The organism is Streptosporangium pseudovulgare, assembly GCF_014648055.1.
In the GTDB taxonomy this organism is placed as follows: Bacteria; Actinomycetota; Actinomycetes; order Streptosporangiales; family Streptosporangiaceae; genus Streptosporangium; species Streptosporangium pseudovulgare.
Genome location: NZ_BMQJ01000016.1, coordinates 174413 through 195973, shown reverse-complemented (window position 1 = coordinate 195973; position 21561 = coordinate 174413). Strand labels below are relative to the sequence as shown.

Genomic DNA, 21561 nt, shown 5'->3' with positions numbered 1-21561 from the left:
ATCATGCCCTGGACGGTCATCGTCCGGTGTCCTCCTGCCGGGCGGCCCTGGTCCTGGCGGCGAGGGCGTTCAGCAGGTCCCGCAGCAGGCCGGCGGTCGTCTCATCGATGAGGTCGCCGCCGTCGTCGAAGCGTCCGTGGTCGCGGAAGACGATGAGTTCGGGTTTGGTGACGACGTCCGAGTCGGTCCAGACGAACACCTGACGGAGCGCGAGCTGGGCTCGCACCGATCCGAAGTTGGTGGGGGCGGCGCCGGCGATGGCGATGGGCTTGCGCAGCAGCGGAGGTCCCTCGGTGCCGGTCCAGTCGGTGCTGGCCCAGTCGATGGCGTTCTTGAGCACGCCGGGGATGGAGTAGTTGAACTCCGGCGTCACGATCAGCAGGCCGTCGGCCGCGTTGACGCGGTCGCGAAGATCCTGTGCCGCGGCGGGCCTGCCGAGCGGGGTGTCCAGGTCCATGTCGTACGGCGGGACGTCGCGCAGCCCCTCGTGAATCTCCACGTTCATGCCGGGGGGTGCGAACTTCCGGGTGGCGTGCAACAGGGCGGTGTTGTGGGAGCCGGCCCGAAGGCTCCCGGAGATCCCCAGGATCTTGAGTTCGTTCATCAGCGGCATGCCTTCCACCCCCACACGACGGAAGCCGACGTGGGCACCGCCGTCGCCGCGCTGATCCGAGCCCGGCGATCCGGCGCGCCCCGGCCATCCGCCACGGCGAGACCATCGCTTCCCGAACCGCCGCGTTCGCCGGCGCATCCGTGCCGTCGTGGCTGCGACACACGACGCCGAGGACGACACGGCCCAGGCCGTCAGGCATGTGAGGCGAGCAGCGTTCCGTCTCGCCTCCTCCCTGCTCGACCTCGGCCCTGCGGTCCCGTCACGCCGCGTAGCCCAGCACGCGTCGCGGCGTGATCCGGATCACCACGCGCACCTTCTCCGGGGGAAGCCGGAGGTACTCCTCTCCGCCGCCGGCGCCCTCGTACTTCTCCGCCAGTTCCACCGCCAGTCGCCTTCCCTCGTCCTCGGTGACCGTCGCGAGCCCGCGGATCTCGACGTATCTGTCGGGATCCGCAAGGTCGAACACGCTGAGGCTGGCGCGCGGATCCCGTTCCAGGTTCAGGACCTTGCGTCTTCCGGCCTCGGAGGAGATCACCACGTCGTCACCGTCGGTGCCGACCCAGACGACCGAGGTCTGGGGGCTGCCGTCGGGGTTGAGGGTGGCGAGGACGCCGATGTTGGGGGCGTCGAGGATCTGCCGTGCGGAGTCGCTGAGGGGAACGCTCATGATCGCCAGCTTACGTCTCGGAATGTTCCGGTGGCCTGGCGCTCGCCTCTCCGCGCTTGCCGCGCTTGATGTGGTCGTTGACGCCGTTGTGGTTCTCCACCACGTTCAGCCCGGATTCGGTCTCCCGCTGAAGATCGCGGTCGCGAAGCCGGCGGGACAGGAAGACGGTGCGCTGGGCGCGGCCGACCTCCAGCATCGCGTTGTAACCAGGCTGCAGCGCCCCGTCCACGAGGATCACCACAAGGAACATCAGCGGGGCGAACCCGCATGCCAGAAGCGCCCGGACGCGCCCTCGCGCGGAGCTTCTCAGGTCGGCCATCGCCTCTCCTCGGCGTAAAGCTGCTTTTCGCCTCTGTCTACGATGTAGATTTAAACTACAACGTAGCGGGAGTGAGGAAGTCATGGAAAGCGACATGGTCGTGGTGCCCGGGGCGCGGCTGCACGTCGAACGCACCGGCGATGGACCCGCGCTGCTGCTGATCTCCGGCGGCGGAGGCGACGCCGGCATGTACGCCGATGTGATCCCGCTGCTGGCCAGGACCTTCACCGTGATCGCCTACGACCGGCGCGGCAACTCCCGCAGCCCGTTCACCGAGCCGGACGCCTCGCTCACGGTCCCCCGGCAGGCCGCCGACGCGGTCGCCGTCCTCGACCACTACGGCTTCGAACGCGCGTACGTCTTCGGCAGCAGCGGCGGTGCGATCATCGCCCTGGAGATGGTGGCCCGCCACCCCGGCCGTCTGCTGGGCGCGGTCGTGCACGAGCCGCCGCTGGTCCAGCTCCTTGCGCCGGACGGCCGGGAGCGGCGGGAGATCGAGCGCATCGGCCGGCTCGCCCGGGACAAGCACGTGATGCGGGCCTACGCCGCGTTCGGCGCGATGACGCTGCCCGACCCGCCACGGCTGTTCCTGTCCCCGGCCGGCCAGGCCGTGATCGCCGCCGCCACTCACGTCATGCTCGCGTACGGGAGCCTGGCGCGGAAGATCACCCGGCGCGAGCCGGACGTGATGACCCGCCAGCTCCGCAACGCCGACCTGACGATGCGCCGCGAACTGCCCGCGTTCTGTTTCGACTACCGGCCCGACCTGGCCGCGCTGGCCGCGACCACGGCGCCCTGGTGCCCGGCCACCGGCCGTGACAGCGTCGGCAAGCCCTACCACGCGCCCGCGCACCTGATGTCCGAGCGCTTTGGCGTACCCTGCCAGGAGTTCCCCGGCGGCCACGTCCCGTACGTGCAGCAGCCGGAGGAATTCACCGCGACGCTCACAAAGCTCCTGGAGGGCTTCCAGCCATGACAGCCGACCCCAGTCCGCCGGTCAGGCTGCCTGAGCCGCCCACGCGGCCCACCCTCACCCGCGAATACCTCGCCACCGCCGCGCTCGCCCTCATCGACACCCACGGCCTGCGCAAGTTCTCCATGCGCAAGCTCGGCGCCGCCGTCGGCTTCGACCCGATGGCCGTCTACCGCCACTACGCCGACCAGGAGGATCTCTTCGACGGCGTCGCCGAGGCGTTGTTCGCCGAGATCGACGTCGGCACCTTGCCCTGGGACGGTCCCTGGCGGCGGTTGGCACGCGACTACTGCCTGCGGCTACGCGACACGCTCCTGCGCCATCCCCACGCGGTACAGGTGTTCGCGACCCGGCCGGTACGCTCGCCCGCCTCCATCGACACCGGCGTGAAGATGCTCACCAAGCTCCGCGACGACGGCATCCCCCCCGCGCAGGCCCTGCGCCTTTTCCGCTGCCTGCGCGAGTTCACCGTCGGACACGCGCTCGCCATCGCCGTGACCAGGCTCGGCGCCGGCCGGCGCAGCCGCAGACCCGGGCCCGGCAGCCCCGACTACAACCTGCTCGCCGAAGCCGCCGACGCCACCACCCCCGATGACCACTTCGAGGCCGGCCTCACCGCGATATTGCACGGCTTCGAGCAGCCCGCCCCCTGAACACCCGACCCGGCACGTCAGCCAAGCCCTCATCCCGAAGCAGCCACCGTCCGCATTCGTTACCGGGCACGGCCGGACTCCGGGGGCAGGCACCTCGTCCTGGCCGCCGTCGCCGAACCCTTCGGCCTGCCCGCCGACGCCGGCCGAGCCCGCGAGGTGATCGGCGCGCTGTTCGCCGCGCTGCAGCGCGTCCGTGAACACCACGTGTTCGGCAAGGGCATGGGTCTGGCCGCCCCGCGGACCGGCGTCGGCCGGGCCCGACAGTCACCCATCGTGACCTGCGACAACGCTCTACCTCGCGGCCCATGACACGAATCCGGGTACCGAGCCTCTCGGCCTCTCACGGCGCATCAAGGCGTCACGGTCATCGGGGATCGGGGATCGGGGATCGGGGATCGGGGATCGGGTGATTCGGAGGGTGACGAAAGAAAGGGAGAGCGTTATGCTCAATCCCTCTTTTTCAAAGAAGTTAGAATTCCTCGTTAGGAGTTTATCAGAGAGATGGAGTTCCGTCAACACGAATCCGCTCTCGCCGCCGCGATGCGCGCCGAGCAGGCTCACGTCACCCGGACCTACGAGCGGCTCGACGCCGTCCGGCGGCACACCCGCGCCGCGCTGGAGAAGGCCTACGGGCGCGAGACCGGCGGCCTGCACCAGGCCCGCTACGAACGGGAGGTCACCGCGGGCGAGTACGCCCGCCGCCTGGCCCGCCTGGAGGCCGTCGAGCACGGCCTGTGCTTCGGCCGGATCGACGACGCCGACGGCGAAACCCGCTACATCGGCCGCGCCGGACTGCGCGACGCCGACGGCGAGATCATCCTGACCGACTGGCGGGCCCCGGCCGCCCGCCCCTTCTACACCGCGACCCCCGGCGACCCCGGCACGCTCGTGCGCCGCCGGCACCTGCACACCCGCGACCGCGTCGTGATCGGTCTCGACGACGAGGTGTTCGACCTGGAACGCCTGGCCGAGGGCGAGCGCCGCGCGCTCGTCGGTGAGGCGGCGCTGCTGGCGGCCCTGCGGCGCGGCCGTACCGGGCGGATGGGCGAGGTGGTGGCCACCATCCAGCGCGAGCAGGACCGGGTGATCCGCTCCGGCCTGGCGGGCGCGCTGGTGGTGCAGGGCGGGCCCGGCACCGGCAAGACCGTCGCCGCCCTGCACCGGGCGGCCTTCCTGCTCTACACCCACCGCGACGTGCTGGAACGCCGCGGCGTCCTCATCGTGGGCCCCAACGCCACCTTCTCCCGCTACATCGGCCGGGTGCTGCCGTCGCTGGGCGAGACCGACGTGGTGCTGTCGTCGGTCGGGCAGCTGTACCCGGGCGTGCACGCCGTCGCCACCGACTCCCCCGTCGCCGCCGCCCTCAAGGGCGACCTGGACATGGCGCGGGTGCTCGCCGCGGCGCTGCGCGACCGCCGGCGCGTCCCCGGCGGCGACCTGGAGGTGGACGTCCCGGTGCGCACCTCGCTGCGCGACGGCGTGGAGGTGGTCGTGCAGTGGATGACGTTGCGGGCCGGCCACGACACCTGCGTGCGCGCCCGCGACCGGGCCGCCCATGCCCGCCTGCCGCACAACGCCGCCCGCAAGCTGTTCGTGATGGACATGCTCAGGGCGCTGGCCCTGGACGAGGCCCGGCAGCTGGACGCCCCGGACACGGAGGAGGACCTGCGCCACGCCCGCCGGGCCCTGTGGGCCCATGAACAGGTCCGCCGGGCGCTGGACGCGCTGTGGCCGCCGCTGACCCCCGAGGAACTGGTCGCCGGCCTGCTGTCCGACCCGGCCGCGCTGGAGTCGGCCGCGCCCGGCCTGACCCCGGCCGAGCGCGCCGCGTTGCTGCGGCCCTACGGCGCGCCGTGGACGGCGGGGGACGTCCCGCTGCTGGACGAGGCGGCCGAGCTGCTGGGCGAGGACATCGGCGACGCCGAGGCCGCCGGGATGTTCTCCCGCGCCGAGCGTGAGCGGGCCGAACGTGAGGCCGACGAGCGGTACGCGCTGGGCGTGCTGGAGTACACCGGCCTGTTCGAGGACGACATGATGGAGGCCGCCGCGCTGGCCGACCGCCACCGCGCGCCGGATCCGGAGACCACCACCGCCGAGCGGGCCGCCGCCGACCGCCGCTGGGCCTACGGCCACGTCATCGTGGACGAGGCGCAGGAACTGTCGGCGATGGCCTGGCGCACCGTGATGCGCCGCGTCCCGGCCCGCTCGCTGACCATCGTGGGCGACCTCGCCCAGACCGGCTCGCCGGCCGGGGCCCGCTCGTGGGGTGAGATGCTCGACCCCTACCTCGAAGGCCGCCGGCGCACCGAGCACCTGCTGGTCAACTACCGCACCCCGGCGGAGATCATGGAGGTGGCCGCCGACGTCCTCGCGGCGGTCGCCCCCGGCGCGGAGCCGCCGGAGTCGGTGCGCGACGGCGGCGCTCCCCCGCGCGCCGTACGCCTCGACCCCGGCCTCCCCGGAGGTCGCGCCGCCCTGACCGCCCTGGTGCGCGACGAGCTCGCCGCGATCGGCGAGGGCCGCCTCGCCGTCATCGTCCCCGACGCCCGCCACGAGGCGCTCACCGCGCTCTTCCCCCGCGACGGCGACGTCCTGGACTCCCCCGTCGCGGTCCTGACCGTCACCGCCGCCAAGGGGCTGGAGTTCGATGCCGTGGTGGTCGTCGAGCCCGGTGAGATCCTCACCCGGTCCCCGATGGGCGGCAACGACCTGTACGTGGCGATCACCCGGGCGACCCGGCGCCTGGCCGTCACCTGCCGCGGCGAGCTGCCGCCGATGCTGTCGCGCCTGCGCCTTTGACGCCCCGCCCGGTCCGCCGGGCCGCTCCGGCCCTCGGGTGGGACGCGTCGCGAGGATCGGTCGTGCCGGACGGCCACGCCGGATCCGCCGGCCCGGGGACGCCGGGTCTCGTCGCCCCCGCCGGACGGTCCGGCGCGACCACCGGATACCCTGGTGATTGGCTTATTGCGAATATTCGCAATTCATAAGATGCGATGGCCGGGCGGGAGCAGGCCGGACGGCGAGGAGGCCACCTGATGTCGGTGCCGCTGTACAAGGCCAAGGCGGAGCTGTTCCGCCTGCTGGGCCATCCGGTGCGGATCCGGGTGCTGGAGTTGCTGCAGGACGGGCCGATGCCCGTGCGCGACCTGCTGGCCGCCATAGAGGTCGAGCCGACGGGCCTGTCGCAGCACCTGGCCGTGCTGCGCCGTTCGGGGATGGTCAGCGCGCACCGCGACGGCTCCACCATGGTCTACGAGCTGTCCGGTGGGGACGTGGCCGAGCTGCTGCGCGCGGCCCGCAGGCTGCTGACGCAGATGCTCACCGGACAGCGCGAACTGCTGGGCGAGCTGCTCGAGACCGGGAACGACGCCTCGTGAACACCCTCTCGTCCTTCCTGGGGGCCCGGGTCCGCTCGGTGCTGCCCGAGCGCGCCGAGCTGGCCGCGATGGGCCGCCGTCCCCGCCGCGACCTGCTGGCCGGGCTCACCGTGGCGATCGTCGCGCTGCCGCTGGCGCTGGGGTTCGGCATCTCCTCGGGAATGGGGGCCGAGGCCGGGCTGGCCACCGCCGTCGTCGCCGGGGCGCTGGCCGCGCTGTTCGGCGGCTCCGGCCTCCAGGTGTCGGGCCCGACCGGCGCGATGACGGTCGTGCTGGTGCCGATCATGCACGAGCACGGCGCCTCGGGCGTGCTGACCGTCGGCGTGCTGGCCGGGCTGCTGCTGGTCGCGCTGGCGCTGGGCCGCGCGGGCAGGTACATGGCCTTGGTGCCGGCTCCGGTGGTGGAGGGCTTCACCGTCGGCATCGCCTGCGTGATCGGCCTGCAGCAGGTGCCCGCCGCCCTCGGCGTGCCGGTCCCGGACGGCGACAAGGTCACCGTCGTGGCCTGGAACGCCGCACGTGACTTCCTCGCCCACCCGGACTGGTGGGCCCCGGCCGTCGCCGTCACGGTGGCCGTGCTGATGCTGGCAGGCGCACGGTGGCGGCCCACCGTGCCCTTCTCCCTGCTGGCCGTCGCCGCCGCCACCGCCGCCGCCGAGCTGGCGGGTCTGCCGGTCGCCCGGATCGGCGACCTGCCCGCCGGGCTGCCCGTTCCATCCCTGGCCTTTCTGGACGTGACCGCGGTGCCGTCGCTGCTCGCCCCGGCGGTCGCGGTCGCCGCGCTGGCCGCGCTGGAGTCGCTGCTGTCGGCCGCCGTCGCCGACGGGATGAGCGTCGGTCACCGCCACGACCCGGATCGGGAACTGTTCGGCCAGGGACTCGCCAACCTCGCCGCCCCGCTGTTCGGCGGTGTCCCGGCCACCGGGGCGATCGCCCGTACCGCGGTCAACGTCCGCTCCGGCGCGGGATCCAGGCTGGCAGCCCTGGCCCACGCGGGCATCCTGGCCGTGATCGTCTTCACCGCCTCCGGCCTGGTCGCCCGGATCCCGCTGGCCGCACTCGCCGGGGTGCTGCTGGCCACCGCCTTCCGGATGGTGGAGGCCGGATCGGTCGCGGCGATGCTCCGCTCCACCCGGGGCGACGCCGCGGTCCTCCTCCTGACCGCCGCCGCGACCCTGGCGCTGGACCTCGTCCAGGCCGTCATCATCGGCCTAGTCGTCGCCGGGGCGCTGGCCCTGCGCGCCGTCGCCCGCGACGCCCGGCTGGACCGGATGCCGCTCCGCCCCGACCTGCCCGGCGACCACACCGAGGAGGAGCACGCCCTGCTGGCCGAGCACATCGTCGCCTACCGGCTGGACGGGCCGCTGCTGTTCGCCGCCGCGCACCGCTTCCTGCTGGAGCTGTCGGAGCTCGCCGACGTCTCCGTGGTGATTCTGCGCATGTCCCGGGTGACCGCCGTCGACGCCAGCGGCGCCCTGGTCCTCGGCGACGCCGTCCGGCGGCTGCAGCGCCGCGGCATCACCGTCTACGTCTCCGGTATCCGCGACGGCCACCACCAGCCGCTGCGGGCCCTGGGCGCCATCGCCGACCTCGACAGGGCCGGGCGTGTCTTCGCCACCACCCCCGAGGCCATCGCGGCGGCCCGCGACGGCCTGCGGCGGGCCGGGGTGCTGCCGCCGTCGGAGGACGGCCGGTGCTCGACGGGCGGCGGGCCAGCACGCACCGGCGCTGGGCAGGTCTGACCCTCACCGCCTACCGCGGGCGGTTCCGGCCGACCCCCTGAGCCGGAGCGGCCGGGTCGCCGCCCCCCACCCCCTGATCAGCCGTTGTACGGACTCACCACGTCCAGGACCCAGACGACGCCGAAGCGGTCCCTGAGCATCCCGTACAGCGGAGCCCACTGCGCGGGCCCCAGCGGCTGCATGACGGCCGACCCGGCGGACAGCCTCTGCCAGTATTCGGTGATCTCCTCCGCGGTCTCGCCGCGCACGGAGAGGAAGAACGAGTTCTCGCCCCGGTCCCACGGCAGCCGCGAGGGCACGTCGTACGCCATGACGTGGAAGCCGTTCCCGGCGGTCACCTGGCCCCACATCACCTGGTCCGCCTCGGCGGGCTCCTGCACGTTCCCCGCGTCCTTGTAGGTGACGACGGCGAGGTCGCCGCCGAACACGGACCGGTAGAACTCCAGCGCCGCGCGGGCGTCGCCCCGGAAGTTCAGATGCGCCACGGACTTGACGGACATGTTCGACCCCTGATCTCTGTTCGTTGTCTCCGGGCGTCATGAGGCGTGCCCGGTCCGCACCACCGGCCGCCGGATCCGCGCGGCCGGTGGCAACGGTCGCAGGGGAAGCGGCCAGGTCGTGTCCTCTTCTCCCGGCGGGGCGGATGACATGCCGAAAACCTCGGCGCGGCCGCCGGCGGTGCTCTCGTTGCTCCGGACCCGCCGGGACCGGCCGGGCCCGCCGGCCCGATCCACCGGGTTCGCCGTCACATGCCGTGCCCCGGCCTTGGACGTCCCGGCGGCTCGGATGGGCGCGCATGGCCTAGCCTGGGACCTCTCAGTCAGGCCATGGAAAGGAGCAGATGGTGGCACCGGTTCTGGAGGGTACGGCCCGCGCCCTGCTGCGCAGGATCGCGCAGGAGCAGGCCGGCTCGCGGCTGCCGTCACTGGCGGCCGTCGTGGTGCGCGACGGGCGCCCGGTCTGGTTCGGCTCCCGCGGCCGGGTGGACGGCGCCGCGCCCACCGAGGCCACCCAGTACCGCATCGGCTCCATCACCAAGAGCATGGTCGCCGTCGTCGTCATGCGGCTGCGCGACGAGGGCCGGATCGCCCTGCTCGACCCGATCGGCAAGCACGTCCCCGGCACCCCGGTGGGCGAGGTGAGCATCGCCCAGCTGCTGTCGCACACCGCCGGGCTGACCGCCGAGCCGCCCGGCCAGTGGTGGGAGCGCACCCCCGGCATGCCGGTGGAGGAGCTGCTGGCCCTGCTCGGCCCGGAGACCACCCGGCACCGCCCCGGCCGCCTCTTCCACTACTCCAACCTCGGCTTCGCCCTGCTGGGCGAGATGGTCGCCCGGCACCGGGGGACGGACTGGGCGCGGGCCGTACGGGACGAGGTCCTGGAGCCGCTGGGCATGCGCGACACCACGCCCCGGCCCCGCGCCCCGCACGCGACCGGCTACGCCGTCCACCCGTGGGCCGACGTGCTGCTGCCCGAGCCCGAGCACGACGCGGGGGCCATGGCCCCGGCCGGGCAGATGTGGTCCACCCCCGCCGACCTCGCCCGGTGGGCGGCGTTCCTGGCCGGTGACACCGGTGACGTGCTGAGCACCGAAACCCTGGCCGAGATGCGCGAGCCGGCGACCGTCGACGACGGCGACGCCTGGACCGGCGGCTTCGGCCTGGGCCTGCAGCTGGCCCGCGCGGGAGGCCGCCGCCTGGCCGGCCACGGCGGCTCCATGCCGGGTTTCCTGGCCTCGGTGTGGGCCGATCCCGGCGACGCGACCGGCGTGCTGTTCCTGACCAACGCCACCTCCGGGGCCAGCCGGGCCCTGACGACGGACCTGCTGGCCATCCTCGACGAGCACGAGCCGCGCCTGCCCGCCGAGTGGGAGCCGGCCGCCGTCGATCCCGCCCTGCTGGAGCTGACCGGTCCGTGGTACTGGGGGCCGGCCGCCTACACGCTGCGCCTGACGGGCGGCCGGGACCTGTCGCTGTCGCCGATCGGCGGCCCCGGCCGGGCCTCGCGGTTCACCGCCCGCGCCGACGGCACCTGGGTCGGCCTGGACGGCTACTACGCCGGGGAGACGCTGCGGCCGGTGCACCGCGCGGACGGCTCGATCAGCCACCTCGATCTCAACACCTTCGTCTTCACCCGCACCCCCTACGACCCGGCGGCCGAGGTGCCGGGCGGGGTGGACGAGGGCGGCTGGCGCGCCTGAGACCGGGCGCGGCGCGGGACACGGCGCGGACCGGGCCGTACGGCCGGGCCTCCGGTACGGAACCCGGCCCGGGTCGCGCGTCTCGCCGGGGCACCCGGGCCGGGCTCCGCGCCGGACGTCCGTCGTCGCCCTCCGGGGGAAACCGCCGGAGGGACGGAACCTCGTGTGCCAGCATTGTGCGGGTGACCGAGCCATCGCCGCGGCGCGGCGTCGCACTCCTGGACGTGCACCGTCTCCGTCTGGTCGAGATCCCCGCGCCCCCGGTGCCGCCCGGGGAGCGGGCGGCCATGGACCGCGCGTGGGACGAGGCGGTCCGGGCCAACCCGAGCTTCTTCGACGGGCCGGTGGCCGCCTCGGCGGGGCTGGAGTGGGAGGGGCCGCGCAGCGCGGTCCTGACCTGGGCGAGGATCACCTACCGGCGCTACGCCCTGCGCCTGGTCCCGGGCGCCACCGCGCGGCTGCCGCCTCTCTTCGTCAGCATCGCGCAGCCGACGGACGACGGGCGGCTGCTGGTGGGACGGATGTCGTCGTCGACCGCCGCTCCCGGCCGCTGGCAGCCGCCGGGCGGGTCGGCCGAACCGCCCGAGGACGCCGGCCCCCTCGACACGGCCGCGCTCGCCCGGCACGCCGCCCGGGAACTGGCCGAGGAGACGGGCCTGGACACGGCGCCGGACGAGATGATCCTGTGGTCCATCGTCCACGGCGAGGAGGGCGACGTCGGCGTCCTGTTCCTCGCGCCGCCCCGGCCGGAGCCGCTGCTGCGTGAGCGGTTCGCGGCCCTGGTGGCGTCGGAGACGGCGCTGGGCCGGGAGCCGGAGCTGGACCGGATCGCCCTGGTCCGCTCCCCTGCCGAGCTGGCCCGGCTCGGTGGGACGCAGGTGGACTACCTGGAGCCGATCGTCCGCCGGTACGCGGGATCGGCGCCCCGGAGCGACGCCGGCCCCGTCTAGACGGCGTCGCGTCCGGGCGGACGCAACCGGTGGGCACCGCGGCCCGGCCGACGGTTTCCGGGCGGTCACCGATTCTCCGGCGGCGGCCCGGGGCGGCGACGCGGGTGGCATCCTGGGGATGACGTCGATCATGAGGAGAGAAACGATGACCCCCCACTCCCCCGCCCTCCGGCACACCCCGCTCGACGCGGACGAGATGGCCCGGAGTGAGCTGGCCTTCTCCCCCCTCGTCACCGAGCATCTCCTGGCGAGCGGGCGGTTCCGGGTGACCGCCGAGACCCCGGACATGGTGGAGCTGTTCCAGCGCGTGGCCCGCAGGGTGGGCGACGCGCTGGGAAGGCCCGTGGTCAGCTACGCCAACGGCAGGGACATCGTGATCGCCTTCCCCTCAATGTGAAAGGCCCCGGCGCGGCGCTCCATCTGTTCGGCTCTGGCGCGCCGAACCGCCTCACGGTCGGTTTCTCCTTCGCCACCGTCTCCCCCGCACCGGACCGATGCAGCCGAGACGAGCAGGAGAACGCGGTGCGAGCGGCTTTCTCCGGCTTCGGCGGGGAGGCGCCCCGGACGAGACCGGCCATGGCGGGGAGGGGGAGGTGCAGCGCGAGCGTGAAGGCCGCCGGGGGCGTCCCCGGCGGCCTTCGTTTTCGCGTCCGGACTCCTTTCTGACTCATTTACCGGCAACAGTGACGTTATTCAGTGAAACATTCTTCCGGTCGCTGTTTCTTTCCCGTCCGGCCGTTTCCCTGTCGGCGGGAAACGCGGGTCGGGCGGAGGCTAGCGGAAGGACAGCTGCGTGGACCCCAGGAGGCCCTTGGGGTTTCCGGCGCTGACATAGCAGGCGGTGACCGAGCAGTCCACGGAGCCGGCCGCCGCTCCCTCGGGCGTGGTGGCCTGGAAGCTCTTGCGGACCACGAACGGGACACTCGCCGCGCCGGCGCCGTCCACGGTCACCGTCTTCACCGTCTCCGGGTTGCAGGCCAGCTGGTCCTTCACGGTGGCGCACTGCAGGATGGTGACCTGGTCCCCGGCTGCGGCGCCGGTGACCGAGGCGGTGACCGAGGCGCCGTCCGACAGGCCGGTGGCCGGCGTCACCGAGAAACCGGAGGCGGCGGCGAAGGCCGACGGCTGCGACACCAGGGCCATACCACCGACCGCGACCGCGGCGGCGACACCCAGCTTGGCGAAAAGACCGGTCTTCTTCTGCATTCCTTGCTCCTTCTCTCTCTTGCCTTCTCTGGCTTTTCCCTGTTTTTCTCCGGCGATCGCTCGCCCTTGCAAGAACAACTTTGCGCCATTCGCGAGGGACATTCCATAAAAAGCCGTTTCAGCAAGTTGCCCGCCGATATCAACTTCCTGTCAACGTCGAAGTTGTGTTGCGGGCGAAAGAGAAGTAAGGGGTGCAGCCGGGTTGCGGGCCGTACAAGGTGGCCGGGCGGGTGAGTTCGTCCCCTGGGGTCCGCGTGACCGGTTACAGGGAGTTCCGGGCTGCCGCTCGCGGAAGGCGGCGTATCGCGGGGAGCGGCCGCACCGGAATTGTGCGGCTGAGCCTTCCGCAGGCGACCAGTCATCCGTCAGCTGGTGAAACGTCCTTCACGGGTGTACTTGCAAGCCCCGCTGAGGCAGTTGGGGTTGGACCCCCAGCCGTCGTCATAGGTGACCTTGCGGTGGCGCTTGACGCTGCCCTTGACCTTTTCCGCCTGAAGCCCGGGGCCGACCTTCTCGTCCGCGTGCTTCCACCAGCTGGTGCCGTTCCAGTAGTACACCCGGTGGTGGGCCCACAGGTGACTCGGCGAGCCCTCCGGCAGGCAGTTGAAGATGAAGCTCTCCGCGTGACGCTCCTTGAAACCGCCGAAGTCGTGGGTGGTGTACGACTTGGGAGCCATACCGGCCTTGGCGTTGTCGTGCCAGAGGTGCCAGCTCCAGTATTCGGCGGTGCACGAGGCGGAGAGCACGGCGCCGGCCGGAGCGGTCAGGCCGCGCACGGTGACCGGCTCGCTGGTGATCCGCCGCCGCTGTAACTCGGCGGGGAGGTCGGGGCCGTGGTCATCGACGAGACGCTGGGGCACCGGCACGTCGGGCGGGGTGATCTCCAGGTAGGTCTGCAGGTAGCTGTTGCTCCGATCCCAGGCGATGAGCGGCGCGCGGCCGATGATCCCGAGCTGGGACATCCCCACTTCGTTGGAGGGCTGGCTGTCGGAGAAGTCCACGGTGAGACCGCTCGTGTATTCGATGTGCGCCAGGGGGATCTCCCGGTCGCTCTCCTCGGTTTCGGCCGCGGCCGGGGAGGAGGCGAGCACCATTGTGGCGGCGAGAGCTGCGATTGACCTCATGTCACTCCTTACGGTTGAAGTTGCCCGCGCAGAACGTTAGGAACCGGCTCTTTCAGCGGCCTTGAACATGAGCTGAACGCATACTTTCAGCGCGCTGGCACCGGATCGGATCGCCTGCCGGGTCTGTCACCACCGGCATCGGCGTGGCGGCCAGGGGTCCCGGTGGCACCGGGGAGGTTTTCGACGGATATGCAGGTCGGAGCCCCCGCAAGGGCCTTTGGGCACAGCCGGGAAGACGGGCCGCCGACCTGCATATCCGTCGTTTCCTGCGCCGTTGCCACCGGGACCCCCGGCGACGAGGTCACGCTCTTCGTCCAGGATTGTCCAGTGCTCGGCCAGGTCGCCGATGTGCATCGGGGGGTGCGTCATGCCGGCCCGGCATCGACCAGGCGAGTCACAGCAAGATCAACGCCGTTCGGGGCTCATGACACGTTTCTTACCGGCCCCCCTGGTTCTGCCGCCACCGCTCCACGACCTGCTGGAACGCCTCGCTCACGAGGAGAAGGAGTTCGGCGGAGGACTCGAAGCGGGCGCCCGCCGGAGTCGCGGCCCCGAGGATCTCGGCTCCACGCTGTGACGCGGCCATCAGGGCGTCGTTCATCTGCAGAGAGGCGAGCATGGTCCGGAGCCAGATCTCGTCGTCGATGACGTAGCGTTCGCGCCGTGTGCCGGGAATCCGTTCCCGGCTGAGCATGCCCTGCCGTTCGAGGAAGGCGACGGCGTGCGAGACCGACGCCGGGCTGACGTGAAGCCGCTGGACCAGGTCGGCGGCGGTGAGAGCGCCGGAGTCGGTGATGTACAGGCAGACCAGCACCCTGGCCTCCATCCGGGGCAGCCCCTGCTGGACGAGGAGGGCGGTGAAGGACTCCGTGAAGTCCCGCACCGCCCGGGGATCGCGCCCGTGGCCGTCGTCGGGGACCGGCGGGGCCGGAGGCCGGGCCTGCCGGTGGCGGCGCGCGCGGTGCCGGGTGGCCTCGTGCGCCCGGTCCGCCCCGTAGCCGCCGGGGCCGCCGTTGCGGGTGACCTCCCGCATGACGGTCGAGGCGGGCCGCCCCAGGCGCCGGCCGATCTCCGCGTATCCGAGCCCCTCGGCCAGTCCCGCGGCGATGTGCCGGCGCTCCTCGTCGGTGAGTCTGCCTCCGGGCATCGGTGCTCGTCTCCCATCTGCCGGCACGCGTGGGGATCGGCGCCCGCGCACTCGCTGCACAGTATGCATTCACTCGGAGTCCATTGCAATGCACGCCGGATCTTCCATTGCGTTCAACCTCAGACTCATTGCAAAGGAAGCCCATTTTCCATCTATGACAGGCGACTATGGCCTTCTTTAAGTGTTGTTGGATTGGTAAACGCAATGTATTGTCGCCTTCGTTCAGAGATTTCCAAACGTAGGAGGGCACCTGTGACGCCGCGGAGGGAGTCTCCCGTGACCGAACCCGCCTCCCGCCCCGTGCGTCGCTCGCCGAACCCATGAGCGCCGGACCGGGGCGGGTCCGGCCGATCGAACGCTGTACGCAAGGAGATTCATGATGGAACAGGGCAACGGCGGCTTCTCCGAAGCAGGGCTGCGCAGGCTGCGTGAGGTGCTGGCACGGTATGTCGAATCGGGGAGGATCCCCGGGCTCGTCGCCCTGTTCAGCCGGGGCGAGGAGACGCACGTCGAAGCGGTCGGGACGATGCGTCACGACGGTGGCGCGCCGATGAGCCGGGACACGATCTTCCGGATGGCCTCCACCTCCAAGCCGGTCTCGGTCGCGGCGACGATGGTGTTGCTGGACGAGTGCAGGCTGCGGCTGGACGACCTGGTGCAGGAGTGGCTGCCGGAACTCGCCGACCGGCGGGTGCTCAAGCGATTCGACGGCCCGCTGGACGACACCGTGCCGGCGCGGCGGCCGATCACCGTCCGGGACCTGCTGACCTCCACGTTCGGGCTCGGCATGGACATGACGTCGCTGGGCACGCCGATCATGAACGCGGTCTTCGAGCAGGGGCTCACGCCCAACCTGCCGGTGCCGGTGCCCGAGCCGGACGAGTGGATGCGCCGCCTGGGTGAGCTTCCGCTGATGCACCAGCCCGGAGAGCGCTGGCAGTACCACATCAGCAACGACCTCCTCGGCGTGCTCGTCGCCAGGGTCACGGGCCGGTCGTTCGAGGAGTTCCTGCGCGAACGCATCTTCGACCCGCTGGGCATGAAGGACACCGGTTTCCACGTGCCCGCCGATCAGATCGACCGGTTGCCGACCCTCTACGCCCCGGACCCGCAGACCGGAGAGTTCCTCGTGTGGGACGAGGCCGAGGGGGGACGGTGGAGCCGGCCTCCGGCGTTCCCGGGTGGCGGCGGCGGGCTGGTCTCCACCGTCGACGACTACCACGCCTACTTCCGGATGCTGCTGAACGGCGGGATGCACGGCGGCGAGCGGATCCTGTCCCGGCCCGCCGTCGAGCTGATGACCACCGACCGTCTCACGCCCGAGCAGAACGCCGCCCGCAACGCCATGGCCACCGAGAACGTCCACATCTCGCACGGCCAGGGCCAGCACGGCGGCTGGGGCTTCGGGATGGCGGTGCGCACCTACCGCGGCGACTACGCGCCCATCGGCCAGTTCGGCTGGGACGGCGGAAGCGGCACCGCGAGTTACGCCGACCCGGCCAACCGGCTCACCGGGATCCTGCTCACCCAGGTCGGGGCGTCCACGCCGGACTCGATGCGGCTCATCCACGACTTCTGGACCACGCTCTACCAGGCCATCGACGACTGACGGTGACGATGCGGACGGGTGTCTCCCGGCGAGGCCCGACCCGGCGTCCGGCGGTGAACCCCGCCAGGGCCGCCACGCCGGCTCACCCACCCCGATCTCCGCACCCGGCCCCCCGAAAGGGCCCCTCGAAGAGACTCCTCGAAAGGACCCCTCGAACGCCGCCTGCCTCCGGCGGTGGGCGCGGCCGCCGGAGTTCCGGCCGGCCGCCGGGCGTGAGGTTTCAGGCGGTGAACGCCCGGCCCGTGACATCCCATCCCGTAGAAGAGATCATCAAGCGAAAAGGGGTGAATGAGGGGACGAATCTTGCGACAAAGCGTGGTGGAGGCCGGCGGGATGCCCACCGGCTCGGGTGAGACGGTTCCCGCCGCGTTCCGGCGCCTGGCCGGGACGCGGGCCCGGCGGCGGCTGATCGCGGTCACCCTGCTGCTGGGCCTGGTGATCGCCGCGGCGGTGACCGCGGTGGTACGGCCCGCCGACCTGACGTTCGCCGTGCTCGCCGAGCCGGTGCAGATCCTGATGTCGGTCACGGTGCCGTTCCTCGGCGCCCTGCTGGCCGGTGACCTGCGGCGGAAACCCCGGACGGCCCGGTTCACCCCGACCCTGCTCGCGGCGGCGCTGTTCGCCGCCGCGGTCGGCGTCTTCGGGAACCTCGTCTGCGCCGCCGCGCTGGTGGTCGCCCCGTCCGGCGCCGCCCCGGACGCCTGGCGGTACGCCGGGGCCGTCGCGGCGGGCGCCGTTCTGGTGCAGGTCGTCGCCCAGCTGGTCGGCACCGCGCTGGGCGTGCTGGTACGGCGGCCCGTCCTCGCGTGCCTGGGCACGATCGTGCTGCCGCTGGGCCTGTGGGCCCTGCTGGGCGCGGTGGGTCCGCTGCGCCCCGCCCAGACGTGGCTCGCCCCCTTCGCCTCCGCCCACAACCTGCTCTCCGGCCCGATGAGCACGCTGATGTGGGCGCAGTGGCTCGTCGTCCTGATGGTCTGGGCGGTGAGCCTGAACGCCGCAGGCGCGGCGCGGCTGACGTGGCACGGCCCGATGGGCGGTCCGGCGCGGGCGGTCCTCCCGGGAGGCGGCCCGGCCTGAAGCGGAGCGCCGCCCGTCCGTCGCGGCACGGGCGGGCGCTCCCCGAGGCGACGCCCGGCACGGCGCCGCCGGACCGCCGGACCGCCGGGAGGAACGGGCCGCCGGACCGCCGGGCCGCCGGGAGGAGCGGACCGCCGCGAAGGACGGTTCAGAGCGGGATGTTGCCGTGGCGGCCCCGGACGGCGGGCGCGGCGGCCAGCGCCTCGGCCAGGCGACGGCGGGTGTCGGCCGGATCGATGATCTCGTCGACCACGCCGATCTCGCGGGCCCGGCCGACACCGCCGGCCAGCGCGACGTGCTCGGCCACCAGACGGGCGCGCAGCGCGTCGCGCTCGTCGTCGGGTACGGCGGCCAGCGCCCGCCGGTGCAGCAGGTTGACCGCGGCCTCGGCGCCCATCACCGCCACCTCCGCCGACGGCCAGGCGTAGACGGCGGTGGCGCCCAGGGCGCGGGAGTTCATCGCGATGTAGGCGCCGCCGTAGGACTTGCGGACGACCAGCGTGACGCGGGGCACGCTGGCCTCGGCGAAGGCGTGCAGCAGCTTGGCGCCGCGGCGGACCACGCCGTTCCACTCCTGGTTGACGCCGGGCAGGTAGCCGGGAACGTCGACGAGCACCACCAGCGGCACCCCGAAGGCATCGCACATGCGCACGAACCGGGCGGCTTTCTCGGCGGAGGCGGAGTCCAGGCAGCCCGCCAGCCGCAGCGGGTTGTTGGCGACGACGCCGACGGTACGACCCGCGAGCCGGCCCAGGCCGACGACGACGTTGGGCGCCCACCTGGCGTGCAGCTCCACGAACGAGCCGGCGTCGAGGACCTTGCCCACCAGCGGCTTGACGTCGTAGGCGCGGTTGGCCCGCTCGGGCAGCACGCCGGCCAGCTCCGGCTGGCGGCCGATGCCGTCCGGCTCCGGGGTCCCCTGGCCGCCCAGCAGGGCGGCCAGGCGGCGCGCGACGGCGACGGCCTCCTCCTCGCCGCCCGTCGTGACGTGTGCGACCCCGGAGCGGCGGCCGTGGGCGTCGGGGCCGCCGAGGCTCTCCATGTCGACGTCCTCGCCGGTGACGCTGCGCACGATGTCGGGACCGGTGACGAAGACGCGCCCGGCGTCGCTCATGATGACGATGTCGGTGAGCGCCGGGCCGTAGGCGGCGCCGCCGGCGGCCGGGCCGAGGACCACCGAGATCTGCGGCACCTTCCCCGAGGCGCGCACCATCGCGGCGAAGACCCGGCCGACGGCGTCCAGCGCCGCCACGCCCTCGGCCAGGCGGGCGCCGCCGGAGTGCCAGACGCCGATCACGGGGACCTGGCCGCGCACCGCGGCGTCGATGGCGTCGACGATCTGCCGGCAGCCGTCCTCGCCCATGGCGCCGCCCATGACCCGGGCGTCGGTGGCGTACACGACGACCGGACGGCCTTCGACGGTGCCGCGGCCCCACAGCGCGCCCGAGCCGGCGTCCGCCGGGACGACGCGCAGCGAGCCGGGGTCGGCCACGGCGCCGAGCCGTACGAGGGGGTCACGGCGGTCGGTGGCGGGAACGGCCGAGGTGACGGGAACGGTGGCGGGGGCCGGGGCGGGCGGCGCGAGCAGCGCCGTACCGGGATCGACGGTGATGGTCACGGGGTTCACCTGCTTTTGGCGGGGGCGGAGCCGTCCGCCGCGGGCGGCGGGCGGCGTCGGTGGGTCGGGCCTGGTACGGCGGGGCGCGCGGCGGACGGGACGGGGTGAGCGGCGGACCGGACGGGACGGGGTGAGCGACAGGACGGGGGCGCGCGGCGGGCCGGACGGGACGGGCGGCCCGCCGTACCCGGTCCGCCGCGCGGGCGGACGCGGCGGGTCAGGCCAGCAGGGTCCTGCGCAGGTCGTGGACGGTGGCGGCGTCGACGCCCAGGCCGCGGGCCAGGTAGCCGGCCAGCGAGCCGAAGGTGGTCCTGGCCTGGTCGACGCCGGCGTCCAGGTACTCCGGCCAGGCGTAGTTCACGCCGAAGGTCAGGTTGCTGAGCAGGAACTCGGTGTCGATCTGCGCGCGGTCGACGCCCAGGAGGCTCATCAGCAGCGCGACGGTCCAGCCGGTGCGGTAGGTGCCGGAGTTGCAGTGGATGTAGACCGGCCTGCCGCCGTTTCCGGCGATCTTGCGGATGGCCGCGCCGAAGGACGCCCGGGACTGGGGGCTGGTGACGTACTCGCGGAACTCCTGCAGCACGTAGGCGTCCGGCCTGGTGGTGTCGATCGTCGGCGGCATGGGGTCGGCGGAGTCGTCGCCGACGGGGGCGCTGAACAGCTGGACGCCCTCGGGCAGCCGGTCGGGCCGGCCGGCTGCCAGCTCGCGGTTGCTGAGCAGGTTGATGTCCCAGGTGAGGCCGAGGGTGGCCAGCTGGGTCAGGCCCAGGTCGGTCACCCGGCCCAGCCCGGCGCCGCGCCAGACCACGCCGCGCCTGACGCGACGGCCCAGCCGGTTGGAGTACCAGCCGATGTCGCGGATGTTGAAGGAGCCCTCCACGTCGAAGAAGTGGGTGCGCGGGTCCTCGGTGCCGGTGGCGGCGGCGCCGGCGGGGGCGGGGGCGGACGGCAGCAGCAGCGCGCCCGCGAGGCCGGTCCCGGCGACGGTCAGGAACCGGCGGCGGCCGAGCCGGGCGCCGGGCGGGGTGATGAGGTCGGCAGCGGTCATCGGGGGGTGCCTTTCAGGTGGTGCGGGAAGGGGGGTGCGCGGTGTCACGGGGAAGGGGTGCACGGCGGGCGGCCGGCCGCGCGGGGCGTGGAGAAGGGGGCGCGGCGGGTGACCGGCCGCGCGGGGCGAGGGGAAGGGAGCGGGCGGCGGGCGACCGGCCGCGCAGGGCGGCGAGGCGTCGCGCGCCCGGCGTCAGATCGGTTTGCGGCCGATCACGAGGGTGTCGGTGCCGCCCAGCGGCCGGACCTCGGTGTCGGTGCACCCGGCGGCGACCAGCCAGCCCAGGCACTCCTGGGCGGTGTACTCCGAGCCGCCCTCGGTGACCAGCAGCATGTTGAGGCTGACCAGGATCCGGGCGAGGTCGGCGGGCTCCTGCGGGAGCATCGCGTCGTAGATCAGCAGGGCGCCGCCGGGGGTCACCGCGCGGTAGGCCTTGTCGATCAGGTAGGCGCGCTGCTCGGGCGACCAGTTGTGCAGCACGTGGCCGAGGATGACGACCTCGCTGGAGGGCAGCTCGTCGGCGAAGAAGTCACCGGCGCGGAACCAGGCCCGGCCGGCCACGCCGAGTCGTTCGGCGTGCTCGGCGTGCGGGCCGGCCAGCGGCGGCAGGTCGAACACCCCGGCCGTCAGGTGCGGGTGGGCCAGCATGAGCCGGGCGCCCAGGTTGCCCCGGCAGCCGCCCACGTCCAGCACCCGGCGGTGGGCCGGCCAGTCGAACCGTTCGATCAGGTACGGCGCGACCAGGCTGTTGGCCGAGTCCATCATCCGCAGGTACTGCTCGCGCTGGGCGGGGTCGGACAGCATGCGCAGGAACGCCCCGTCGTCGGCGGCCCCGGCGGTCTGCGGCCGGCCGGTGGTCAGGGCCTCGGTCAGCCGGCCCCAGGCCGGGTAGAGCATGTGGTTGGCGCGGTAGAGGAAACCGCCGATGTAGTCGGGGCGGCCGGGCACCAGGGTGGCCGACGCGGCGGCGCTGTTGCGGTAGCGGTCGCCGTCCAGCTCCAGCAGGCCGAGCAGGACCAGGCCGTGCAGGAAGTCGCGGGCGGCCCGCGGGTGCAGCCCGACGCGGGCGCCGAGCTCGTCGCGGGTGGAGGGGCCGTGCTCCTCCAGGTCGGCGAACACCCCGAGCTCGCCGGCGGTCAGCAGCAGTTTGGCGTGGCAGAACGCGTTGCTGAGCCGCTTGACGTCGATCGCCGAGGGTCCCAGGACGGCGCCGGAGGACTGACTCATGAGGAGCTCCT

20 protein-coding genes are annotated in these 21561 nt (G+C 73.1%); 10 read left to right on the top strand and 10 right to left on the bottom strand.

The features are described 5' to 3' along the window. Positions 1-16 precede the first annotated feature (16 nt). From IEZ10_RS28765 to IEZ10_RS39305, 3 genes are all read right to left on the bottom strand, one after another. Positions 17-604: an NADPH-dependent FMN reductase gene (locus IEZ10_RS28765; RefSeq protein ID WP_189249649.1), complete on the bottom strand. Its 588-nt coding sequence runs from the start codon at positions 602-604 to the stop codon at positions 17-19. Between the two features lie 268 nt (positions 605-872). Beyond that, positions 873-1280: a PPOX class F420-dependent oxidoreductase gene (locus IEZ10_RS28760; protein ID WP_189249648.1), complete on the bottom strand. Its 408-nt coding sequence runs from the start codon at positions 1278-1280 to the stop codon at positions 873-875. A 10-nt stretch (positions 1281-1290) separates the two neighbouring features. After that, complete coding sequence (locus IEZ10_RS39305) at positions 1291-1599, bottom strand: Tn3 family transposase (RefSeq protein ID WP_229811747.1); 309 nt, start codon at positions 1597-1599, stop codon at positions 1291-1293. Between the two features lie 82 nt (positions 1600-1681). Between IEZ10_RS39305 and IEZ10_RS28750 the strand changes: the two genes are divergently transcribed. The 5 genes from IEZ10_RS28750 (at position 1682) to IEZ10_RS28730 (ending at position 8344) form a co-directional block, all read left to right on the top strand. Next, positions 1682-2575 (top strand): alpha/beta fold hydrolase, encoded by an 894-nt coding sequence (locus tag IEZ10_RS28750; protein WP_189249647.1) that lies wholly within the window; start codon positions 1682-1684, stop codon positions 2573-2575. Next, positions 2572-3225 carry a TetR/AcrR family transcriptional regulator gene (locus IEZ10_RS28745; protein ID WP_189249646.1) on the top strand — a complete coding sequence of 218 codons (654 nt, stop codon included), beginning with the start codon at positions 2572-2574 and terminating at the stop codon, positions 3223-3225. Before IEZ10_RS28750 ends, IEZ10_RS28745 begins: the two co-directional genes overlap by 4 nt. A gap of 501 nt (positions 3226-3726) precedes the next feature. Then, positions 3727-6024, top strand: coding sequence for a HelD family protein (locus IEZ10_RS28740; RefSeq protein ID WP_189249645.1), 2298 nt, complete (start codon positions 3727-3729; stop codon positions 6022-6024). 236 nt (positions 6025-6260) lie between these two features. Further along, the gene (locus IEZ10_RS28735) at positions 6261-6602 is read left to right on the top strand and encodes an ArsR/SmtB family transcription factor (RefSeq protein WP_189249644.1); all 342 of its coding nucleotides are present in this window, start codon (positions 6261-6263) and stop codon (positions 6600-6602) included. A 68-nt stretch (positions 6603-6670) separates the two neighbouring features. Next, positions 6671-8344, top strand: a complete 1674-nt coding sequence (locus tag IEZ10_RS28730) for a SulP family inorganic anion transporter (RefSeq protein ID WP_189249685.1) — start codon at positions 6671-6673, stop codon at positions 8342-8344. A 77-nt stretch (positions 8345-8421) separates the two neighbouring features. Here the strand turns inward: IEZ10_RS28730 and IEZ10_RS28725 are convergent, their stop codons facing one another. Continuing rightward, a complete protein-coding gene (locus IEZ10_RS28725; RefSeq protein WP_189249643.1) occupies positions 8422-8844 on the bottom strand; it encodes a VOC family protein in 423 nt (140 codons plus the stop codon). Positions 8845-9188: 344 nt separating this feature from the next. Between IEZ10_RS28725 and IEZ10_RS28720 the strand changes: the two genes are divergently transcribed. The 3 genes from IEZ10_RS28720 (at position 9189) to IEZ10_RS28710 (ending at position 11891) form a co-directional block, all read left to right on the top strand. Then, positions 9189-10544, top strand: a complete 1356-nt coding sequence (locus IEZ10_RS28720) for a serine hydrolase domain-containing protein (RefSeq protein WP_229811746.1) — start codon at positions 9189-9191, stop codon at positions 10542-10544. A 182-nt stretch (positions 10545-10726) separates the two neighbouring features. Beyond that, positions 10727-11494 carry an NUDIX hydrolase gene (locus IEZ10_RS28715; RefSeq protein ID WP_189249641.1) on the top strand — a complete coding sequence of 256 codons (768 nt, stop codon included), beginning with the start codon at positions 10727-10729 and terminating at the stop codon, positions 11492-11494. Between the two features lie 145 nt (positions 11495-11639). Next, a complete protein-coding gene (locus IEZ10_RS28710; RefSeq protein WP_189249640.1) occupies positions 11640-11891 on the top strand; it encodes a hypothetical protein in 252 nt (83 codons plus the stop codon). A gap of 377 nt (positions 11892-12268) precedes the next feature. Here the strand turns inward: IEZ10_RS28710 and IEZ10_RS28705 are convergent, their stop codons facing one another. The 3 genes from IEZ10_RS28705 to IEZ10_RS28695 form a co-directional block, all read right to left on the bottom strand. Then, entirely contained in the window at positions 12269-12700 is a 432-nt protein-coding gene (locus IEZ10_RS28705; RefSeq protein WP_189249639.1) for an enediyne antibiotic chromoprotein, read from the bottom strand. A 365-nt stretch (positions 12701-13065) separates the two neighbouring features. Continuing rightward, positions 13066-13824: a hypothetical protein gene (locus IEZ10_RS28700; RefSeq protein WP_189249638.1), complete on the bottom strand. Its 759-nt coding sequence runs from the start codon at positions 13822-13824 to the stop codon at positions 13066-13068. A 436-nt stretch (positions 13825-14260) separates the two neighbouring features. Further along, positions 14261-14971: a GbsR/MarR family transcriptional regulator gene (locus tag IEZ10_RS28695; RefSeq protein ID WP_189249637.1), complete on the bottom strand. Its 711-nt coding sequence runs from the start codon at positions 14969-14971 to the stop codon at positions 14261-14263. Between the two features lie 379 nt (positions 14972-15350). Here IEZ10_RS28695 and IEZ10_RS28690 point away from each other — a divergent pair, with 379 nt between their 5' ends. Both IEZ10_RS28690 and IEZ10_RS28685 read left to right on the top strand, forming a co-directional pair. Continuing rightward, positions 15351-16580, top strand: coding sequence for a serine hydrolase domain-containing protein (locus IEZ10_RS28690; RefSeq protein ID WP_189249636.1), 1230 nt, complete (start codon positions 15351-15353; stop codon positions 16578-16580). Positions 16581-16883: 303 nt separating this feature from the next. After that, a complete protein-coding gene (locus tag IEZ10_RS28685; protein WP_189249635.1) occupies positions 16884-17657 on the top strand; it encodes a hypothetical protein in 774 nt (257 codons plus the stop codon). Between the two features lie 148 nt (positions 17658-17805). On the opposite strand, the gene IEZ10_RS28680 is transcribed toward IEZ10_RS28685, so the two are convergent. The 3 genes from IEZ10_RS28680 to IEZ10_RS28670 form a co-directional block, all read right to left on the bottom strand. After that, positions 17806-19269, bottom strand: coding sequence for an acyl-CoA carboxylase subunit beta (locus tag IEZ10_RS28680; protein ID WP_373287429.1), 1464 nt, complete (start codon positions 19267-19269; stop codon positions 17806-17808). Positions 19270-19492: 223 nt separating this feature from the next. After that, on the bottom strand, positions 19493-20323 hold the full coding sequence (locus IEZ10_RS28675; protein ID WP_189249634.1) for a tyrosine-protein phosphatase: 831 nt from the start codon (positions 20321-20323) through the stop codon (positions 19493-19495). Positions 20324-20515: 192 nt separating this feature from the next. Then, positions 20516-21550 (bottom strand): methyltransferase, encoded by a 1035-nt coding sequence (locus IEZ10_RS28670; RefSeq protein ID WP_189249633.1) that lies wholly within the window; start codon positions 21548-21550, stop codon positions 20516-20518. Positions 21551-21561 lie beyond the last annotated feature (11 nt).

Coding starts and splice junctions, on each gene's coding strand:
- IEZ10_RS28765 (WP_189249649.1), bottom strand. CDS start 604: ATGAACGAACTCAAGATCCTGGGGATCTCCGGGAGCCTTCGGGCCGGC.
- IEZ10_RS28760 (WP_189249648.1), bottom strand. CDS start 1,280: ATGAGCGTTCCCCTCAGCGACTCCGCACGGCAGATCCTCGACGCCCCC.
- IEZ10_RS39305 (WP_229811747.1), bottom strand. CDS start 1,599: ATGGCCGACCTGAGAAGCTCCGCGCGAGGGCGCGTCCGGGCGCTTCTG.
- IEZ10_RS28750 (WP_189249647.1), top strand. CDS start 1,682: ATGGAAAGCGACATGGTCGTGGTGCCCGGGGCGCGGCTGCACGTCGAA.
- IEZ10_RS28745 (WP_189249646.1), top strand. CDS start 2,572: ATGACAGCCGACCCCAGTCCGCCGGTCAGGCTGCCTGAGCCGCCCACG.
- IEZ10_RS28740 (WP_189249645.1), top strand. CDS start 3,727: ATGGAGTTCCGTCAACACGAATCCGCTCTCGCCGCCGCGATGCGCGCC.
- IEZ10_RS28735 (WP_189249644.1), top strand. CDS start 6,261: ATGTCGGTGCCGCTGTACAAGGCCAAGGCGGAGCTGTTCCGCCTGCTG.
- IEZ10_RS28730 (WP_189249685.1), top strand. CDS start 6,671: ATGGGCCGCCGTCCCCGCCGCGACCTGCTGGCCGGGCTCACCGTGGCG.
- IEZ10_RS28725 (WP_189249643.1), bottom strand. CDS start 8,844: ATGTCCGTCAAGTCCGTGGCGCATCTGAACTTCCGGGGCGACGCCCGC.
- IEZ10_RS28710 (WP_189249640.1), top strand. CDS start 11,640: ATGACCCCCCACTCCCCCGCCCTCCGGCACACCCCGCTCGACGCGGAC.
- IEZ10_RS28705 (WP_189249639.1), bottom strand. CDS start 12,700: ATGCAGAAGAAGACCGGTCTTTTCGCCAAGCTGGGTGTCGCCGCCGCG.
- IEZ10_RS28700 (WP_189249638.1), bottom strand. CDS start 13,824: ATGAGGTCAATCGCAGCTCTCGCCGCCACAATGGTGCTCGCCTCCTCC.
- IEZ10_RS28695 (WP_189249637.1), bottom strand. CDS start 14,971: ATGCCCGGAGGCAGACTCACCGACGAGGAGCGCCGGCACATCGCCGCG.
- IEZ10_RS28690 (WP_189249636.1), top strand. CDS start 15,351: ATGGAACAGGGCAACGGCGGCTTCTCCGAAGCAGGGCTGCGCAGGCTG.
- IEZ10_RS28675 (WP_189249634.1), bottom strand. CDS start 20,323: ATGACCGCTGCCGACCTCATCACCCCGCCCGGCGCCCGGCTCGGCCGC.
- IEZ10_RS28670 (WP_189249633.1), bottom strand. CDS start 21,550: ATGAGTCAGTCCTCCGGCGCCGTCCTGGGACCCTCGGCGATCGACGTC.